The 18,227-nt window shown below is 68.2% G+C and carries 10 protein-coding genes; 3 read left to right on the top strand and 7 right to left on the bottom strand.

Features of this window, described 5'->3' with window-relative positions:
• Window positions 1–4: 4 nt before the first annotated feature.
• From FHY04_RS14340 to FHY04_RS14325, 4 genes are all read right to left on the bottom strand, one after another.
• The gene (locus tag FHY04_RS14340; protein ID WP_183936921.1) at window positions 5–7,195 is read right to left on the bottom strand and encodes an autotransporter outer membrane beta-barrel domain-containing protein; all 7,191 of its coding nucleotides are present in this window, start codon (window positions 7,193–7,195) and stop codon (window positions 5–7) included.
• A 267-nt stretch (window positions 7,196–7,462) separates the two neighbouring features.
• A complete protein-coding gene (locus FHY04_RS14335) occupies window positions 7,463–9,283 on the bottom strand; it encodes a methyl-accepting chemotaxis protein (protein ID WP_183936920.1) in 1,821 nt (606 codons plus the stop codon).
• Entirely contained in the window at window positions 9,273–11,312 is a 2,040-nt protein-coding gene (locus FHY04_RS14330) for a TonB-dependent siderophore receptor (protein WP_183936919.1), read from the bottom strand. The genes FHY04_RS14335 and FHY04_RS14330 overlap by 11 nt, the downstream gene beginning before the upstream one ends.
• 2 nt (window positions 11,313–11,314) lie before the next feature.
• Window positions 11,315–11,803 carry a YfiR/HmsC family protein gene (locus tag FHY04_RS14325; protein ID WP_159513227.1) on the bottom strand — a complete coding sequence of 163 codons (489 nt, stop codon included), beginning with the start codon at window positions 11,801–11,803 and terminating at the stop codon, window positions 11,315–11,317.
• A 243-nt stretch (window positions 11,804–12,046) separates the two neighbouring features.
• Between FHY04_RS14325 and FHY04_RS14320 the strand changes: the two genes are divergently transcribed.
• The 3 genes from FHY04_RS14320 to FHY04_RS14310 are packed head-to-tail and all read left to right on the top strand — an operon-like array spanning window position 12,047 to window position 13,696.
• Entirely contained in the window at window positions 12,047–13,135 is a 1,089-nt protein-coding gene (locus FHY04_RS14320; RefSeq protein WP_183936918.1) for a Ca2+-dependent phosphoinositide-specific phospholipase C, read from the top strand.
• The gene (locus FHY04_RS14315; protein ID WP_183936917.1) at window positions 13,132–13,272 is read left to right on the top strand and encodes a hypothetical protein; all 141 of its coding nucleotides are present in this window, start codon (window positions 13,132–13,134) and stop codon (window positions 13,270–13,272) included. The genes FHY04_RS14320 and FHY04_RS14315 overlap by 4 nt, the downstream gene beginning before the upstream one ends.
• A gap of 13 nt (window positions 13,273–13,285) precedes the next feature.
• Complete coding sequence (locus FHY04_RS14310) at window positions 13,286–13,696, top strand: barstar family protein (RefSeq protein WP_260171528.1); 411 nt, start codon at window positions 13,286–13,288, stop codon at window positions 13,694–13,696.
• 15 nt (window positions 13,697–13,711) lie between these two features.
• On the opposite strand, the gene FHY04_RS14305 is transcribed toward FHY04_RS14310, so the two are convergent.
• From FHY04_RS14305 to FHY04_RS14295, 3 genes are all read right to left on the bottom strand, one after another.
• Window positions 13,712–14,188: a hypothetical protein gene (locus tag FHY04_RS14305; protein WP_183936916.1), complete on the bottom strand. Its 477-nt coding sequence runs from the start codon at window positions 14,186–14,188 to the stop codon at window positions 13,712–13,714.
• Between the two features lie 53 nt (window positions 14,189–14,241).
• On the bottom strand, window positions 14,242–15,078 hold the full coding sequence (locus FHY04_RS14300) for an NPP1 family protein (protein WP_183936915.1): 837 nt from the start codon (window positions 15,076–15,078) through the stop codon (window positions 14,242–14,244).
• Window positions 15,079–15,154: 76 nt separating this feature from the next.
• Window positions 15,155–18,166, bottom strand: a complete 3,012-nt coding sequence (locus FHY04_RS14295) for a TonB-dependent receptor (RefSeq protein WP_183936914.1) — start codon at window positions 18,164–18,166, stop codon at window positions 15,155–15,157.
• Window positions 18,167–18,227 lie beyond the last annotated feature (61 nt).

Raw genomic sequence — 18,227 nt, 5'->3', positions numbered from 1 at the left:
CCGTTCAGAACCTCAGCCGCACGCCCGCGGTGATGCTTTCCTGATGATCGTCGCGACCGGTCTGCGAGCCGGCCGAGGCGAAGACGTCGAGCCCGCTCGGCAGGCGGTACGCGATACCCGCCGCCGCCGTGCCGACCATCCGCGCCCGCTGCGCGCCGAGCGACATCAGACCCAGCCCGCCGCCGGCATAGCCCGCAACCGCGTCGGTCCGCGTGCCTTCGATCTGGTACCGTGCGCCGAGTGACACGAACGGGCGGAAGGGGTTCGTCGACAGTTCGGGGCGTGCAAATGACAGCCCGGCATCGGCGAAGCCCGCGACATGCCGGTCCCGTTCGACGGTCAGCGCGAACGGACTGCCGCCCGTTTCCGTCACGCCGTCGCGCGTGGTGCGCACATAGGTGACCCCTGCGCGCGGGCGAAGCGCCCAGTCCGAGCCCATGTCGAGATCATAGCTGACCGAAACGTCGCTGACCCAGCTGTGGAGATCATAGCGCCCGTTGGCGGACGCGGTCCCCGGCAGGGCCCGCATCGTCCGTGCCGTCCCGCCGTCGTAGAGCACCGATGCGGTCAGGCCGAGACCGCCCTGGGTGCGGTAACGGCCATGGATGCCCGCGACGACGCCGTCGAGCTTGGTCCGTGCCCCGAGCGTGTCGATCTGCTGGCGATCGTTGAGATAGCCGGCGAACCCGCCGATGCTCCAGTCGGCGCTGCCGAACCCGATCCCGCCAAGGAACCCGTAGCTCTGGCTCTGCGCCATCGCGCTACCTGCCGCCGGGTCCCCGCCAAGCCGGTGCCATCCGCCCAGTGTCTGCGCGAACGTGAAGGCATGCGCGTCGTCGCCCGTCGTGCCGAACGCCGCGCCGCGCGCGACCCCCGAAAGGGCAAGCGCATTGTCGACACCGATCTGCGTTGCGGATGCATAGGCTTCAGGCGTGATCTGCGCGAACGCCACCGGGTTCGATGCGCCGCTGGCGGTCAGCAGCGACGGCAGCGCGTCGAACAGCGTGCTCGTCGCGGACACCGTCGCCAGCGTCGCATTGGCATAGGCGATGCTGCGGGCGATCTGCGGCGAGAAGCTCGCATCGCCAAGGAACTGACCAAGCAGCTGGATCCGATCGGCGCGCTGGACGACGAACCCGAACAGCGTGTCGGGCTTGATGATCGTCGAATAGCTGCCGGTGATCCCGCCGCTCGCGATGACCAGGTCATAGGATGTGCCGGGGCGCAGCGTGCCGCTCGGCGCGAACTGAAGCGTCGCACCCGACGCGATCGTCAGTGTGCCGTTGACGAGCAGCTTGTCCGACACCGTCGGGGTAATCTCGAACAGCGAAACCGACCCCGATTGCAGCGCGACATTGCCGTTCACCGTCATCGTGCCGGGCGATGCGCCGGGGCTGAGCGTCCCTGCGACCGTCACACTGGCGTTGACCGTGCCGGCCGACCCGAAGGTCGCACCCTGACGGACCAGGATCTGCGGCGCGCCGAGCGTCGACCCGGCCAGTCCGACCAGCCGTCCCCCGGTCAGGTCGAGGCTGCCGAACGCCGCCGTACCCGACACCGTCGCATAGCCGCCCGACATCGTGAACGCCTCGACATTCGTGATCGAGCCGAAGGCGACCGGCGTCGTCTGGCTGCCCCCCGATACGGCGATCGTATCGCTGCCCCCGCCACCGTCGACCGAGCCTGCGAAGGTGCCGGCGATCGCGAAGCGGTTATTGCCGCCGGCGAACACGACCTGCGGCGCGACCAGCGACGCACCCGCCGCGATCGCCAGGTCGCCGCTCGCCAGCACGCGGTCATAGGCCTGCGCACCGGTCAGCGTCACCGTACCGGCGCCTTCGGTTGCGAGCGTTTCGAACCCGCTCAGCACCGCGCCGAGCGTGCGATTGCCCTGCAGCTCGATCGTCGCGACATCGGTGCCGGCACCGCCGATGACCATTCCGTTTACCGTCCCGTTCGCGGCAAGGCGGAAACTGTCATTGCCCCCGCCGAGATCGATCATGCCGGCCAGCGTTCCGCCATCGGCGACCGTGATACGCTGCTCGCCCGCGTCGAATGCGAGCGGGGCGCCGCTGGTCCCCAGCGTTCCCGTGATGGTCAGCGCACCGCCTGCCAGCACGACCTGTTCGAAGCCGGTTGCCGTGCCCGCCAGCGTGACCGGCGCCGATGCACCGAAGCGCAGCGTGTCGGTTCCCGTACCGCCGTCATAGCGGCCCGTCGCGCGCGTCGTGCCGAGCGTGACGCTGTCGTCGCCCGCACCCAGCGAGACGGTGCCGATATCGTCGACGCGCAGCGTTTCGGCCCCTGCCGATCCCGTCACCGCGCCGACGGTATAGCTGGCCAGTGCGAGGTTCAGTCCGGTGCCGGCCAGCGCGATCTGGTCGAAGCTCTGGTCGAGCATCAGCGACAGCGTACCCGAACCGCTGACACCCAGCCGCTCGAACCCGGTCCGCGCGCCAAGGCCCGCATGATCGCCGGCAAGCGCGATCGTGTAGAGGTCGTTGCCCGCGCCGCCATCGACGCCGCCGACGACACGGCTCCCGGCCTGTTCGACGAATTCGTCATCGCCGTCGCCCAGCGATACGGCCCCGCCGACCATGCCCGCGTTGACGAAGCGGTCATTGCCGCCCAGCAGCATGACCGAATCTGCAATCGTGCCGCTGTTGCTCACCGTCTCGGCGGTGTCCGACCCGGTCAGCGTGACGGGGCCGTTGCTGGCCAGTGTCTCGCCCGCCGCGACCGTGACGCTGCCCATCGACACACCGATCGTGTCGAAGCGGAAATTGCCCGAATAGGCGACACTGCCCTGGCCGATCTGGTTGAATCGTTCGAAGTTGATGAACTGGTCGCCGTTGACCGCACCACCGCCGGTCGCATCGACGATCAGGCTGTCGAGCCCGGTGCCGCCGTCGACGGTACCGATCAGCGTCGCGCTTGCCAGTTGCAGGAAGCTGTCGTCGCCGGCCCCGAGGAACACGTCGCCCTCGATCCGTCCGCGATTCTCGATCATGTCGTTGCCGGCACCCAGCGCGACCGATCCGATGATCGTGCCCGTGTTGACGATCCGGTCGTCGGCGCTGCCGCCGGTCTGGATCGCGCCGGCGACATAGGCCGCGCCGAGATAGTCTGCGAAGGGATCGTCGGCCGCAATCATGTGGCCGGCATTGCCGCGGATGACGCCCGCGTTCGTCAGGTTGACGCCCGCTTCGTAGGACAGGAGCGCAGTGGCGGTCGCTCCCGTGGCCTCGATGACCCCGGCGACGGCGTTGACCACCGTAGCCGCGACAGGAGCGTTGCTGTTGAGAAGCAGCGCGACGCCGCCGCTGCCGGTTGCACGGATGGTCCCCGAATTGACCACATTGATGGTCTGAGCGGCATCGCTTGCATAGCCGACGACACTTGCGATCGCACCGATGCCGTCGACGCCGGTCGCTTCGATCATACCCGAATTGGTCAATGACACGCTGCCAGCCGCCGCGCTCGGATCGACATAGAGTTCGACGGCGGCAGCGTCCGCCCGCGTGATCGTACCGCTGTTGTCGAGTGATACCGACGTGCTACCCGCGCCGTAGAAGTTGTACGACGACGCGTCGAAGCCACCCGAGAGCGTGCCGCTGTTCGTCGCAGCGATCGTCCCGCCATAATTGCTGAACAGCGATACGGCGAGGCCGGTCCCACGATTGGCAATCGTGCCGCTATTGGCGAAACCGACGTCCGTGCCGCCCACATATATCGTGCTCGAACGGCCGCTGCTGACGATGCTTCCGCTATTGGCAAACGCCAGCGGGCTATCCTGGTAAATCGCCACCGCCGTGCCGGCCAGGGTGTCGGTTCCGATCGTACCGGCATTGACCATGCTGTCCACGGCACCGAAGAATCCCAGCGCGATGCTGCCGTTGTTCGTAAACGACGCAAGCCGTCCCGTGTCGCTGGTCTGGCCGAAGCTGGTCGACTCGGCCGAGACCCGGCCCAGAAGCGTCGCGGTGTTGACGATCGAACCATCGCCCGAAACGATGACATCGGCCGCGAACGGCGTCGCTGCGGCGATCGTCGCGACGGTTGCGGTACCGAGCGCACGCACGCCTTCCCGCTCGAAGCTGATCGGCAGGGACGCGCCCAGCGTCACCGTGCCGCTGCTCGTGCGGGCACGGACGAAGGTATCCGTCCCCTCCCCGCCGTCGATCGTCCCGCTGACCCCGGTCGCATCGTCCACCGCGACGAACATGTCGTCGCCCGCGCCGAAGCGCAGATCACCCGCGAGCGTGCCGCCATTGGCGATGTAGGTGGCTTCCGAGTAGGACTGGCCGTAAACCGAATAGCCCAGATCGACCGACCCGGTGATGGTCCCGGCATTGGAGAGCGTCCCGCCGGCAATCCGGATCGACGCCTGGCCGTTCGCGCCCGCAATGGTCCCGCCGGCCTGGTTGGTGATCGTCGCGCGGTACGCGGTTTCGTATTCCGACGTCGCGATCGCTGCCGATCCGGAGCTTGCGATCCGTCCCGAATTGACGATCGAATTTCCATAGCTCAGCAGGATGGCGGTACCGGTGGCGTCGATCGTGCCCGTGTTCGTGACTGCGGCAACCCCGCCGATCACGGCTGTGGACGACGCCGCGCCGGTCTGGACGATCGCGCCTGCGTTCGTGAATGTCTGTGCGCCCCTCAAGCCGCCGGCGTTGACGAGCGTGATCGTACCGTTGTTGACGACGTCCTTGCCGCCGCCGATCGCGTAGACCGGGCTGTAGATCGTCGTCGCACGATCGCGCACGGTGATCGTGCCCGCGTTGGTGAAGCTGTCGCTCCCGCCGAGCGCGACCGCCGCATAGGGATAGCTCGCATCGTCCGGATGATCGAGCGTCAGCGATCCCCGGCTGGTGATCGCCAGACCGCTCGTGGCCGGTGCGGTCTCGCCCGGCGCAATTGCGAGCGCGGTGACCTGGATCGCGGGCTGGCTCGTCGCGGTGATCGTGCCGTCGATGTCGACGATACCAAAGCCAGCCAGCGACAGCGGCGCTGCGTAGAAGGTCGGCGCCGACTGCGTCGCGGTGCCGGTGAGTGTAAGCGTCGCGCCGTCGTACAGGTCATAACCCGTTCCGGCGAAGCCCGCGGGCCGATCGAGCATCGCCGCCGCGTCGGCGCGCACGCGGTAGCGCAGCAGCGTTCCCGACGCCGTCACCGTGCCCGTGATGCCGGCGAACGCGCCCGCGCCGCCATTGGCGAATTCGGTGATCAGCGTATCGCCATTGCCGAGCGTCAGGCTGCCGTTCAGCACGCCCCCCGCCAGCGCGAAATAGCGGTTGTTGCTATAGCTGCTGCCCCAGTTTCCGACGAGGCGCACATTGCCGTTGATCGTGCCGGCATTGACGATCGTGGCGTTGAACAGCGAATCGGACGTGCCCGCGATCCCAGCGACGCCACCCGTCACCACGCCGCCCGCGCGGTTGTCGAGCACACCGTAATAATCGATCTGCACGCCGGTCGCTGCCGACGTGATCGTTCCCGTGTTCACCAGCGCGCTGCTGATGCGCGCGCCCGCCGTCGCCCCCTCGATCAGCCCGCTGTTCGTCCAGGCCGACCCGGACGACCCCGACAGGATGACGCCGGTGCCGCCGGTCGAGCGGATCGTGCCGCTATTGGCGAAGCTCGGCCCGAACAGCGATACGCCCGTGCCTGCGGCAGTGATCGTACCGCTGTTGACGAATTCACCCTGCGAACTGAACGACACGCCGTCCCCGTTCGCGGCGATCGTCCCGCTATTCTCGAACCGGTTGACGTTGAACCCCAGCGACGCCGCGAAAAAGCCGCTGGTGCCGGCGGTCGTCCGGATCATCCCTGCATTGATGAACGTCGGATAGCCGGACGCGGAAAAGTCGTTCGCGACCACCGCCTGCGTGGCACCGGTCAGGGTGGTGCGGTTGACGATCGTGCCGCTGCCCGTGATGCCCAGCGGTCCGGGGGCACTGAACCCGTCGGCGAGCGTCACCGTGACGTTCGCGTCGGGCGCGACGGAAAACTGTTCGAAGGCGGTCGGAAGCACCGCGGCATTGGCAAGCGTCGCGTCGGCGGAGATCCGCACGCGCACCGTGTCGATGCCGGCACCGCCGTCGATCGCGCCGGTGATGCCAGTGACCAGCCCGGTGCCGCCCCAGCCCGCGACCAGCGTATCGCTGCCCGCGCCGAACGTGACCGATCCGGTGATCGTCCCCGCGCTCGAATCGATCATGCTGCTGGCCGCGTAGGCAGGCTGCGCCGCCGTGACGACATTGCCGGTGATGGTGCCGGCATTCGTCAGCACGAGGACTGTATTGGCCTGAATCGCGGTCGCACCGGCGCTGGTGATCCGCCCGCCCGTCGCGTTGGTGACGACCAGGCTCTCGCCCGCGAGCGCGGCACCGCTGCCGCTATTGGCGATGAGCCCGGTATTGGCGACGGCGCGCGACGACCCAAGATTGGCGAGCGTGGCGGTCGTGCTCGCCGACGTGATGGTACCCGAATTGGTGACGTCGCCAAAAAACAGGAAGCCCGTGCCCCAGTCGATTGCACTGCGTGTGCCGCCGTCGATCATCCCCGCGTTGATCAGCGTCCCGACCGGTCCGCTGATAGCGCCGATCGTCCCGGTCGCGCGGTTGGTGATGGACAAAAAGCCGGCATAAGCGGGCGTCGTCGACAACAGCGCGATGCCGCCCGTCCCCGTCAGCGTCCCGGCATTGTCGATCGTGGCATAGCCGTAATTGGAGCCGCCGCCTGCCCCGGCCTGCCCGACCACCAGAGCGGTCGTGCCGCTGACCGTACCGCCCTCGGCGACCGTCAGGTACAGATTGGCAGTCGAATAGCTCGGGGTCGCCGACGGCTGGGACAGCATGGTTATGCCCGACTGCGCCACGCCGTCGACACGCCCGGCGACCGAGATATTGACGGCAGATCCCGTCTGCCCGGCCGGCAATTGCACCGCGATGCCGGTCTGCCCGCCACCCAGTACCGTTGCCCCGGAGGGAACGCTGACGCTGGTCCCGAAGGTCGTCACCACGAGGCCGTCCGTGTCGGTCCCCGCACAGGCCGTCGTGCCGTTCGTCTGGGTAGGATCGGGCGCGCACTGCGCAAAGGCGGGGGCCGCCAGCGCCAGCGTCATGACCAGCGCGCTTGTCTGCAAGGCGCGCGCACGGACACGCCGCACCGACGATAGACTTCCAACCATTATAGCATCCCCCGATTTCAATCAGCGGCATACCGGCAGGCAAAGAGGTTTGTCCAGCACAGTTCTAACTGAGATACTATGCCCGGAGTCCCCCACCTTTATCTGCCGCCCGCTTGCGCTGTGTCACCCTGATCTGCGGCTGATATTCCGGCGTTTTGCTCGACATCGGTCACCGACCGCCACGGCACCAGACAAGAGATTCCTCGTCTTGCTGTTGTTTCACGGGACACGACGGGGCGCGTCTATTGCCGGCAAGCAACGGCAAGATCACGCGACCTGCCGTTGCTGCCGCTCGGGCCCCGCATCGTCGCCGAGGAAATGGCGGGTAAAGGCATGCGCGTCGTCGGCCAGTGACTGCAGCGTCCGCTTGAGCATCGCGCCGGTCCGCTGGACCTCGTCGACCGAGGCGAGATTGCGATCGACCGACGATGCGATCTGCTGGCTCGCCTCGGTGAGCATCTGGCTGCGGTCCTCGACCGCCTCGATCCGCCCGTTGAGCTGTTCGATCGCCTGCGCCTGCGCACGCGACATCGCCGCCACCCGGCCCGCGCCGTCGTCCATGCCGTTGATCAGCGCCCCCAGACTGCCCGTGCTCGCCACGACCGACCGGATCTGGTCCTGAACCGCCTCGATCTTCGAGCGCACGTCGCCCGCGCTCGCGCCCGTCCGCGTCGCCAGCGACTTGATCTCGGCCGCCACCACCGAAAAGCCCGCACCCGCGGGTCCCGCGCGCGCCGCCTCGATCGTCGCGTTGAGCGCGAGCAGGTTGGTCTGCTTGGTGATCGCGCTGATCACGTCGACGATCTGCTCAATGCTGCTGGCCTGTTCCTGCGACAGCGCGACGGTGTCGTTCGCACTGCGCGCATGGTCGCTGATCGACCTTGCGGCGAGGCTGGTCCCCGCCACCTCCCGGTCGATCTCCTCGAAGGTGTGCGCCAGCAGATGCGTCTCCTTGCCCGCCTCGAGCATCTCGGTCGCGAACAGCTGCGCGATCGCGTCGAGCTCCTGTGCCAGCCGGCGATTGCCCTCGATCGTCTCGTGCAGGCTGATCGCATTCGCCTCGAGCAGCGCCATCGCCTCCTGCGCCTCGCGGATGATGCCGCCGACCTGACGTTCGAACGCCTCGGCCAGCGCGGCCAGCGTGGCCTCGCGCTCGCGCCGCGCCTGCGCCTCGACCTCGGCGATCGCGCTGGCCTGGCGCGCCTTTTCCTCCTCGGCATGGCGGCGCAGCACCTCCGCCTGATCCGCTAGGCGTTTCGCATCCTCTCGCTGCGTCTGGAACGTCGTCAGCGCGGTGACGACCAGCCCCAGCTCGTCATGCCGCTTGAGCGTCGACAGATCGATCGCCGCCTCGTGCATCACCGCATCCGTCGCCGCGGCAATGTCGGTGATCGAGCCGATGATCGATCGCCCGATCACATAGGCCATCACCAGGCTGCCGCCCGTGCCGACGAGCAGGACGAGCAGCAGGATCGCGATCGTGACATGCGTGACCAGCAGCGCCCCCGATGCCGCCTGCCCGGCGCGGCCGATCCCCGCGGCGGTCACGCGCCGGATCCGCGTATCGATCTGCTGCGCATTGGCGCGAAACGGGTCGACCATCGCCGCGGTGCTGGCAAAGTCGACCTCGAGCATCGACGTCAGCACGTCGACGGTCGCGGTATATCGGTCGAGATCGGCCAGCACCGGGCCCAGCTGTGCGCGCTGCCCGGCATGGCTGCGCCGGTAGCCGACCAGCGCCGTACGGACCCGGGCCAGGTCGCGGTGGATCGCCGCCACCTGCCCGTCGACCGCGATCGTCGGCGTCGCCGCCTTCGTCACCAGCAGGTGATAGACGTTCGCGTTGGCGATATCGAACCGCTGCGTGATCGCGTTGAGCTGCTTGATATCGCGCATGTCGCGGTTGACGATGTCGTCGACGCTGCGCCCGGTGATCAGCAGCGCCGCGGTGCTGGCCAGCGCCATCACCACGAACAGCACCAGCATGATGACCGGCGTCGCCGCGACCTTGACCGCGATCGGCCGGTCGGCGAGCGCCAGCCTGCGGTCGAGCCGGTCCGACAGCCGGAAGAACGCGTTAAAGCGCAAGTCGCACCCCTGCGCGCACGCGACGATCCGCCGGGATCGGCGATACCGCGGCGCCGTCCGCCAGCGCCAGATTTTCGCCCGCGACATAGACTTCGAGCGCGGAGGTCAGCCGCAGCCCCGCCCGTGCATCGAGCGCCACCGCGTCGTCGACCCGGTAGAGCAGCAGCTGCGGCGTCGACGAGAAGGCGAATTGCCGCGTCGACGAGGTGTAACGCGCGACCCCCGACAGCGACAGTCGCCCGATGTCATAGCCGAGCGCCAGATTGGCCTTGTGAACCGGCGTCGTCGACTTGGGCGACAGCGCATAGGGGATCGGCAGCGTCAGCGACGCCAGCTGCTCGTCGGTGTGCGTCCAGGTATAATTGGCGCGCCATGTGAGCGCACCGACCGCCCCCGACGCCGACACCTCGGTGCCATAGGTGGTATAGTCGCCGATCGCCGTGAACCGCGCGACGAGCGAGGGCAGCGGGGTCAGGAACAGCTCGGTCTGCAGGCCGTCGCCCGGCGACGCGATCGCATTGTCCGTCTTCGTCACGAACGCGTTCGCCTCGATCTGCGTGCCGCCGATCGTCCGCGCATAGCCGACCTCGCCGCTCCACACGCCGACCGGATCGATCCGCGGCGATCCTGCCACGAAGATCGGCACCGGCGCCGGGGTGATGATCGGCAGGCGGATCCCGTAATTCACCAGCGACGGCAGCTGGTAGCCGCGACCGCCATTGATCCGCAGCTGGCCGCGCGCATCGGTCTGGACGAGCAGCGCGACGTTGAAGCTGAACCGGGTGAAGGCGCGGTCGAAATCGCTCGCCACGTCATAGCTCGGCTGCGCGATTGCGCCCGCCTGGTGCAGCCAGAGCCGGTCGATCCGCGCCGCCGCGGTGATCGAAATCGCCTCGTCCGGATGCAGGTCGAGCATCGCATTGGCCGATCCGACGTCATAGGAGATCCGCTCGGCGAACTGATAGGCCGAGCGCAGCCGGTTGTTGCGATATTCGCCGCCGAGCCGCAGCGTATCGCTCTTGCCCAGCCGGACCAGCGTCGACGCCTGGGTGACGATGATCCGGTTCTTGAACCCGAGCGGCTCGGTCGCATCCGCCGTCGCGCCGACGCCATATTGCACATCGAGCCAGTTGACATAGCCGCCCAGCGTCACGCCGCCCCAGCCCGTGTCGCGCGTGGCCGAGGCATGGACGTTGTCGCTGCGATAGCGCTGGTTCGACAGCAGCTGGCTCGGCAGATACTCGGCCTGCCGATTGGTCGAATGGCCGCCGCCCAGCACCGTCTCCAGTCCGTCGAACGAACCGGTGATGTCGCCCGACACCTGGTCGCTCGCGACGTCGCTGACCATCGCCGGGCGCAGCAGCGTCGCCGGGATGCGGCGCTCGTCCTCGCGCGCGCGGACCCCGGCCAGCCGGATGCCGATCGCCGGGGTGACGGGCAGCGTCACCGACCCGGCGAGCCGGCTGATGTCGTGATTGCCGAGCTCGGCGGTCGCGGTGACGGTCGGCGTCTGGCCGACGCGCCGGGTGATGATGTTGACGACGCCGCTGGCGGCGTTGAACCCGAACAGCGCGTTCGCCGGCCCCCGCACCAGCTCGATCTGCTGGATCTCCTCGAGCTGGACGCCCAGCAGATTCCAGTCGGTCATCCCGTAGTGATCGAGATAGACCTGGCGTCCGTCGACCAGCACGAGCAGCCGCGCATTATAGGTCTGCACGCCGCCGCGCACCGACACGTCGCTCTGCCCCGCGGTCCAGCTGTTCACGTCGATGCCGGCATGCGTCTTCAGCAGCCCGGGTACGTCGCGGGCGGGCGACCGGGCGATATCCTCGCGCGTGATGATGATCGCAGACGCGGGCAGTTCGGACGCGCGCTGTGGCTTGCCCGTGACGCTGGTCGTCACCGGCTCGCCGATCGTTTCCTGCAACGCCTGGTAATCGACGGCCTGCGCACCTGCGACGGCCGGGCACAGCACTGCACCGGCCGTCAGCATGGCGCGCAATCCGGTGGCGAAAGTCGAAACGGTCATCGTTAAATTTCCTTGATCAGCATCAGGAATGCCGACCCGAATCTGATATTGGCAGCCCGCGCCGCGGCGCGACTGACGGTGATCTGGGTCTTGGGACCCGAGGTGATGCCGACCACGCACCGCGCGGTCTGCACGCAGGCGGGATCCGACGAGATCGTCAGGACGGACGATCTGGCGGCTGCGGCGGCGATGCCGGCATGCTCCGGGCGCAACCCCGTCGTGACGAAGGCGAGGCGGAATCCGGCCAGCGACCCGATCGCGCCGACCGGCACGCGGCGCGCGCGGATCGCACTGCGTCCGGCGGCCAGCCCCGATCCGATCGCCCGCTCGATCGCCGCCGCCTCGGCCTCCGATGCCGCATTGCCCGGCTCGAACACGATCGCCGCGGCGACCGTCCCCGCCGGACCGGGCTGAAGGAACGACACGACCCGCGCCGCGATCGGCACGTTCAGTTCCGCGGACAGCGGCGTCGCGCTGCCCAGCGCGGCCACGCCGCACATCCATATCCAAGGTCTAAACACGCTGTCCCCCACTGAGGGGACAGCGAGTATCACCCGATATTGTCCAATTAGTTAATGGCTTAGAGACCGCGATACACAATCTGCGGCCCCATCGCGCGGGCCGCCGCGCGCCCAATTAAGACAGTGGCGTAACAGAACGGTCCTCGGCGCGTCATCTGGCACGGCCAAAGCCCGCGGACCACGCCGGCCGGGCGCCAACAGGGCAGGACAATCATGCGTATCTCGACGATGCTGCGGGCGACCGCGGCGGTTCTCCCCCTCGCCCTGCTCGCAGGCCCCGCGACCGCGAAGGATGCCGGCCCACCGCTGCGGATCAACGACATCGCCGTCATCGGCACGCACAACAGCTACAAGCAGCCGATGCCCGCCGCGACGATGGCGAAGGTGCGCGCGGCCGATCCGGCGATGGCCGACGCGCTCGACTATGCGCATCGCAGCCTCGTCGACCAGCTCGACGCGGGCGCGCGCCAGCTCGAGATCGACGTGAACTATGATCCGCAGGGCGGGCATTATGCGCGCGGATCGTCCGATCCCAAGCTACAGCGGCCGGGCTTCAAGGTGCTGCACATCCCCGGCATCGACAATGCGTCGAGCTGCGTCCTGCTCACCGAATGCCTGACAATTGTCCGCGACTGGTCGGCCCGCCATCCGCGCCACGTCCCGATCCTGCTGATGTTCAACGCCAAGGACGAACAGAACGCCGCGCGCGGCGGCATTGACGCGCTGCCGTTCGACGCGGCCGCCTATGACGCGCTCGATGCGGAGATCCGCTCGGTGCTCGCGCCGGACAGGCTGATCGTGCCCGACGACGTGCAGGGCCGCTATCCGACGCTGCGTGACGCCGTCCTCGCCGACAACTGGCCGCTGCTCGAGGCGTCGCGCGGCAAATTCCTGTTCGCGCTCGACGAGCCCCCCGCCAAGGTCGCGGTCTATCGCGGCGCGCGCCGCTCGCTCGAAGGCCGCGTGTTCTTCATCAACACCGACGAGGCGTCGCCCGCCGCCGCCTATCTGACGCTTAACGACCCGGTCCGCGACGCCGAACGCATCCGCCGCGACGTGCGCGCGGGCTTCCTCGTCCGCACCCGCGCCGACGCCAACACGCGTGAGGCGCGCGCCAATGACCGCGTACCCCGCGACACCGCGCTGGCGGGCGGCGCGCATTATGTCTCGACCGACTATCTCTGGCCCGATCCGCGCTTCGCCGGCGGCTACCGCGTCGCGCTGCCCGGCGGCCATGTCGCGCGCTGCAACCCGGTCCGCATCGCCAAGCAATGCGGCGACCTCGAAAAATCCGCCAAGTGAAGCCGGTGCTCGTCGCCACGCTGCACACCGCCCCCGACTTCCGGCGCGACATCGTTGCAGCGCGCACGGAACTCGCGCACGCCGCGGGCGCTGTCCCCGATATGTCGCAGTGCCGGATCGAGGCCGGCGCCAGCTAGCAGACGGACCAGCATGCGGATGATCGACGACCCCAGGGCCACGACCCTCACCATCGCCGGCCGCGCGATCCGCGACATTGCGAGCTTCTACGACGAGATCAACCGCGTCTTCATGGCGGGCGAGGACTGGTCGCTCGGCCCCAGCCTCGATGCGCTCGATGACCTGTTCTACGGTGGCTACGGCGCGCTTGCGGGCAAGGCCCCGGTTATCCTCGTCTGGCAGGATATCGAGACGAGCCGCGCCGCGCTCGGCATCGACGCCACCAGAGCCCATCTCCGCGCCAAGCTCCAGAACACGGCCTTCGACGCCGCACGCATCACCACCCAGCTCGACGCGCTCGAACAGGGCCGCGGCGAAACCTATTTTGACACCATCCTGACGATCATCGCCGACCACCCCAACATCCACCTCGTCCGCGCCTGACCCGGCGCAATCGGGTTATCGCGGCGTCACCGATGCACGGATGTGGAACAGGTTGTCGGCGACCTCGTCCATCTTGAACGGCACCGCCAACCGGTATCCGTCGGCAGCCAGCGCCGCGGCGAGGCCCCCCAGCAGCATCCCCTGCCGCCGGTCGAGATCGGCCTGCCCGGTCACCGGACGGATCGTTGCGGTCAGCGTGCAGCGATCGTCGCGGCAGGTGATCGTGACGTCGGACAGCAGCGGGTAGACGGTGCGAAGATGCGCGGCCGCGACGTTCGCGGCGACCGGTGCGACCGTGGTCGGCCTCGCCTCTGGTAATGGCCGGATCCTGACGACGGGGATGGTCGGGGCCCGCACGACGGCGATCGCGGTCGCTGCGACGTCGCGCTGCCGCTGGCGCCAGCCGACGACGATCGCGCCGAACAGCACGACCATGATCGCCGCCGCGATCCAGCCGAACGACGGTGAAGGACGGACGGGGCGCAGTGGCATGCGGCCTCCGGTGCCGCCCCGCGTCGCCATTGGCGGCGCGGGGCGGGGCTGGATCAACAGAGCGTCGAGCCCGACGGGCAGCCCGGCGAATTGCTGCCGGCATCGACATTCGCGTTGAACCCCGGCGCGATGCCGCCGGCATTGGCCGCGGCCAGCGTGCTGGCGAAGCGCGCTTCCTTGTTGTCGAAGTTCGCGCCCTTAAAGTCGTAGTTCGACACCGCGTTGCGGACCGCGACCGACGGATAGCCGTTCCAGCTCACCAGCGGCTGGATGAGCCACTGGCCGGTACCGTTCTCGGCCGGCTCGTCGCCGCCATCGATCTTGGAAAAGCGCCACAGGTGCGAAAAGCCCCAGGTCTCGTAATGGAAGACGAGCTTGACGTGTTCGCCACTCGCATCGCTGACGAAGCGGAGCTGGCCGCCGCTGGTCGGACGCGTATCCCAATCGCCGTGGTCGCCGCGGGTGACACCAACGACCCGGCTGCTCGTGCCCTGGTCGGTGGTCCAGACGATGATCGATTCCCAGTCGAACGCATGCGAGAAGTCCGACTGCCAGAAATAGCTGTAGACCCGCCCGCAATAGCCGTTGTTGCAGCGGCTGCGCGCATAGACGTTGCTCTGCGTGCGGTAGTTCGCGGCGCGACACGATGCCGGCGGGCGCGTCGCATAGGTCGAGGCGGCCGGGCTGATCGCGCCCGACGCGTCGACCGCGGGGACGTTGAAGCAGACGTCGGTGTCGAAGTCGACCGCGGGCTGGAAGCGCTTGTCGAGCGCGGTGGCGCGTTCGGGCAGCGGCGCAACCGGCGACGGCCAGCCCTGTCCGAGCGCAGGCGATGCCAGCAGCGCCGCGACCAGGCCGACGGCGGACAACAATGTAGCTTGGCTTTTCATGCAAACTCCCGTGGCAGGTGTGTGGAGATACGCCGTACGCCCGCGTCCGCGGCGGGGAGCGCCGCGGACGCGAAGGTCAGAAGCTGGTGGTCACGCCGAAGGTAAAGATGCGGCCGCTGCGCGTGTAGACGAGCGTCCGGTCGGCGCTGAGATCGGCGAACTGCTCGATCGGCCGGTTGGTGACGTTGATCCCCTCGATCACGAAGCGCAGATTCTCGACCGGGCTGTAGCGGATCTGGAAATCGACGTTGTTGGTCGGCCGGATGCCGTCGCCGACATTGGCGTTGCTGCCCGCGCCGGTGATGTAGCGGCTGCGATAGGCGGTCGAGACGCGCGCGCCGAACCGCTCGGTCTCGAAATACAGCGTCGCGTTGGCGGCCCATTTCGACAGGTTGAACAGCGGGATGGTCTGGGCGACGCCGTTGTAGATCGCCTTCTGGTCGCCATCGATCCAGGTGCCGTTGGCGACCACGCCGAAATGGTCGAACGGCGCGGGCAGGAAGGTGAAGTCGTGCTGGACCGCGGCCTCGACCCCGCGGATGCTGGCGCCGTCGCCATTGACGGGCCGCGTATAGTTGTACGGCGTGGTGCCGTCCTGCCCCGGCAGCAGCAGCGAGACCGGAAAGCCGGTGGCGCTGTAGGGCACCTGCGACGTCTCCGAGGTGATGAAGCTCGCCAGATCCTTCCAGAACACGCCGACCGACGCGAAGCCGTTGCGATCCATGTAATATTCCAGCCCGCCTTCCACCGAGGTCGAGCGGAACGGCTGAAGGTTGGGGTTGCCGACCGACACCGTGCCGCCGAACGGCGCGACCGTCAGCGTGCCCGCGGCGGCAAGCTGCGGCAGGCCGGGACGGTTGACGTTGCGGCTCGCCGACGCGCGCGCGATCAGCTTCGGCGTGAGGTCGAGCGCGATGTTGAGCGCGGGCAGCCAGTCGTCGTTGCTGGTCTTGACCGTCACGGGCTGGAGCACCGTGACGCCGTTGGTCGCGGTCGCGAGCGACCCGCTCGAGACCAGCGCGGTATGGTAATAGCGCACGCCCGCATTGCCGCGCAGCCGCATCGAACCGAGTTCGGTATCGAGATCGAGCTGCGTGAAGCCCGCCCAGCTCGTCTCGCGGATGCGGAAGTCGCTGCCCGCGGTCAGGTTCGCCGCGGTCAGATTGCGGTTGTTGCCGAGCAGCGCGTAGATGCCCGCGACGTCGCCGCCGATATAGGGGATCAGGCTGTCGCGGTTGATCACGTATTTCAGCGCGTCGGGTACCGCGCGGTCGCTGGTCGCCTGCGTCCCGTAGAAGATGTTGGTGAGATACTGGTACCCGCTGTTGGTGAAGCGCTTATACTCGCCGCCGAGCTCGAGCTTCAGGATCGGCGACACCGTATAGACCGCCTGGAGCTGGCCGTTGCGATAGGCATTGTCGATCGTGTTTTCCTGCGTCACCAGCCGCTGGACGTTCCAGTTCGCCGGCTTGGTCAGGTCGAAGCCATAGGTGTTGACCGGGATCGTCGGCTGCATGTCGAAACTGAACGCGGTGTTGCGCGCCTGCAGGAAGATCTTGTCGAACGTCGGCTGCGCGAAGGCCGACTTCTGATAGCCGGCGAGCGCGGTCAGCGTCAGGCGATCGCCGATCTTCCATTCGGCATTGGCCACCGCCTGATAGAAATCGGTCTGGTTCTCGACCCGGTGATGCTCGGTCCGCTGGTCGATCCCGGTATAGCTGGCGGCGACGAGCGAATTGCCCTGGATCGTCGCGGAGCGGATGACCTGCGTGCCGCTGACATTGCCGGTCAGCGCGTTATAGCCGCCCGCCGCGATCGCCCAGTCGTCACGCTTGTCGGCAAGGTGTCCGTAGAGCAGGTCGACATCGAGCTTGAACCGATCGCCCGGATGATATTGCAGCGCGCTGGTGACGCCGATCCGCTCGCGGTCGGTGTACCAGGTCGAGGGCGACTGCGCCTGCGGTGCGAAGATCGTGCCGCCGCGCAGCAGCGCGCGTGTCGCCGCATCGATTTCGGGCCCGATATTGTTAGCGCCGTAGGTGACCTTGCCCCAGTTCCAGTTGCGATAGCCATATTCGTTGTTGCGGATCTTCGAATAGGCGACCGAGACGAGCGCGCCGAAATCGCCCTGGCGCTGCGAGAACAGCCCGACGAGCCGCGGGGTGATGCCGCTGGTCTGGTCGTTGGTCTGGCCCTTGGCCGACAGCACGATCTTCTGCCCGTCATAGTCGAACGGCTTGGCGGTGAAGAGCTGGACCGTCCCGGCGATCCCGCCCTCGTCCTGATTGGCGGCATAGCTCTTCTGCACGCTGACGCGGTTGAACAGCTCGGACGCGAACAGGCTGAAGTCGAAGCCGCGGCTGCGGCTGACGTTGCCGCGATTGTCCATCCCCGACGCGGTGTTGCCGAGCACCTCCATGCCGTTCAGCTGGGTGCGCGTGAAATCGGGGCCGAGCCCGCGCAGCGCGATCTGGCGGCCTTCGCCGGTGTCGCGGGTGATCGCAACGCCGGGGACGCGTTGCAGCGCTTCGGCGAGATTGAGGTCGGGAAAGGCGGCGATGTCGGACGCGACGATATTGTCCTCGGTCCCGACCGCGCGGCGCTTGAGCTCCTGCGCGGCGAGCAGGCTGCGGCGATAGCCGTTGACGACGATGTCGTCGGCGACCGCGACCGGGTCGGCTGCCAGCGTCGACACGCCCCCCGCGACGCCCCCCGCAACCGCCGGCGTGGCTGCGCTGACGGTGCGCAGGCCCGGGCGCGGCGGCGCGCGCCGCAGGACCAGCACGCCGTTGCTCTCGACCGGGTGCAGGCCCGTGCCGCGCAGCAGCACGGCAAGGGCCGCCGGCGCGGTCAGCCGCCCGCTCACCCCCCCGGTGCGCTGTCCCTGGATCAGCGCGGGCGCCGCGATCACCTGCATCCCCGTCGCGCTCGAATAGGCCGACAGCGCCGCGGCGAGGTCGCCTGCGGGAATGGCGAACGCACGCGTTCCCGCCGGCTGTGCCCCCGCCGGCCGGGCGTGTGCCGCCGCTGGCGCCATAAGCGCGCATACCGCCAGAGCGAGTGCCGACGTTCCGTAAAACCGCGTCATGATAATCCCCCGTCATGGCGCCCCCACGCGCCATTCGGAAGGAAGACGGCGCAGCCCGACG

The sequence above is a fragment of the Sphingomonas sp. BK481 genome, from assembly GCF_014194875.1.
In the GTDB taxonomy this organism is placed as follows: Bacteria; Pseudomonadota; Alphaproteobacteria; order Sphingomonadales; family Sphingomonadaceae; genus Sphingomonas; species Sphingomonas aerolata.
This window is presented reverse-complemented; position numbering and strand designations above follow the sequence as displayed.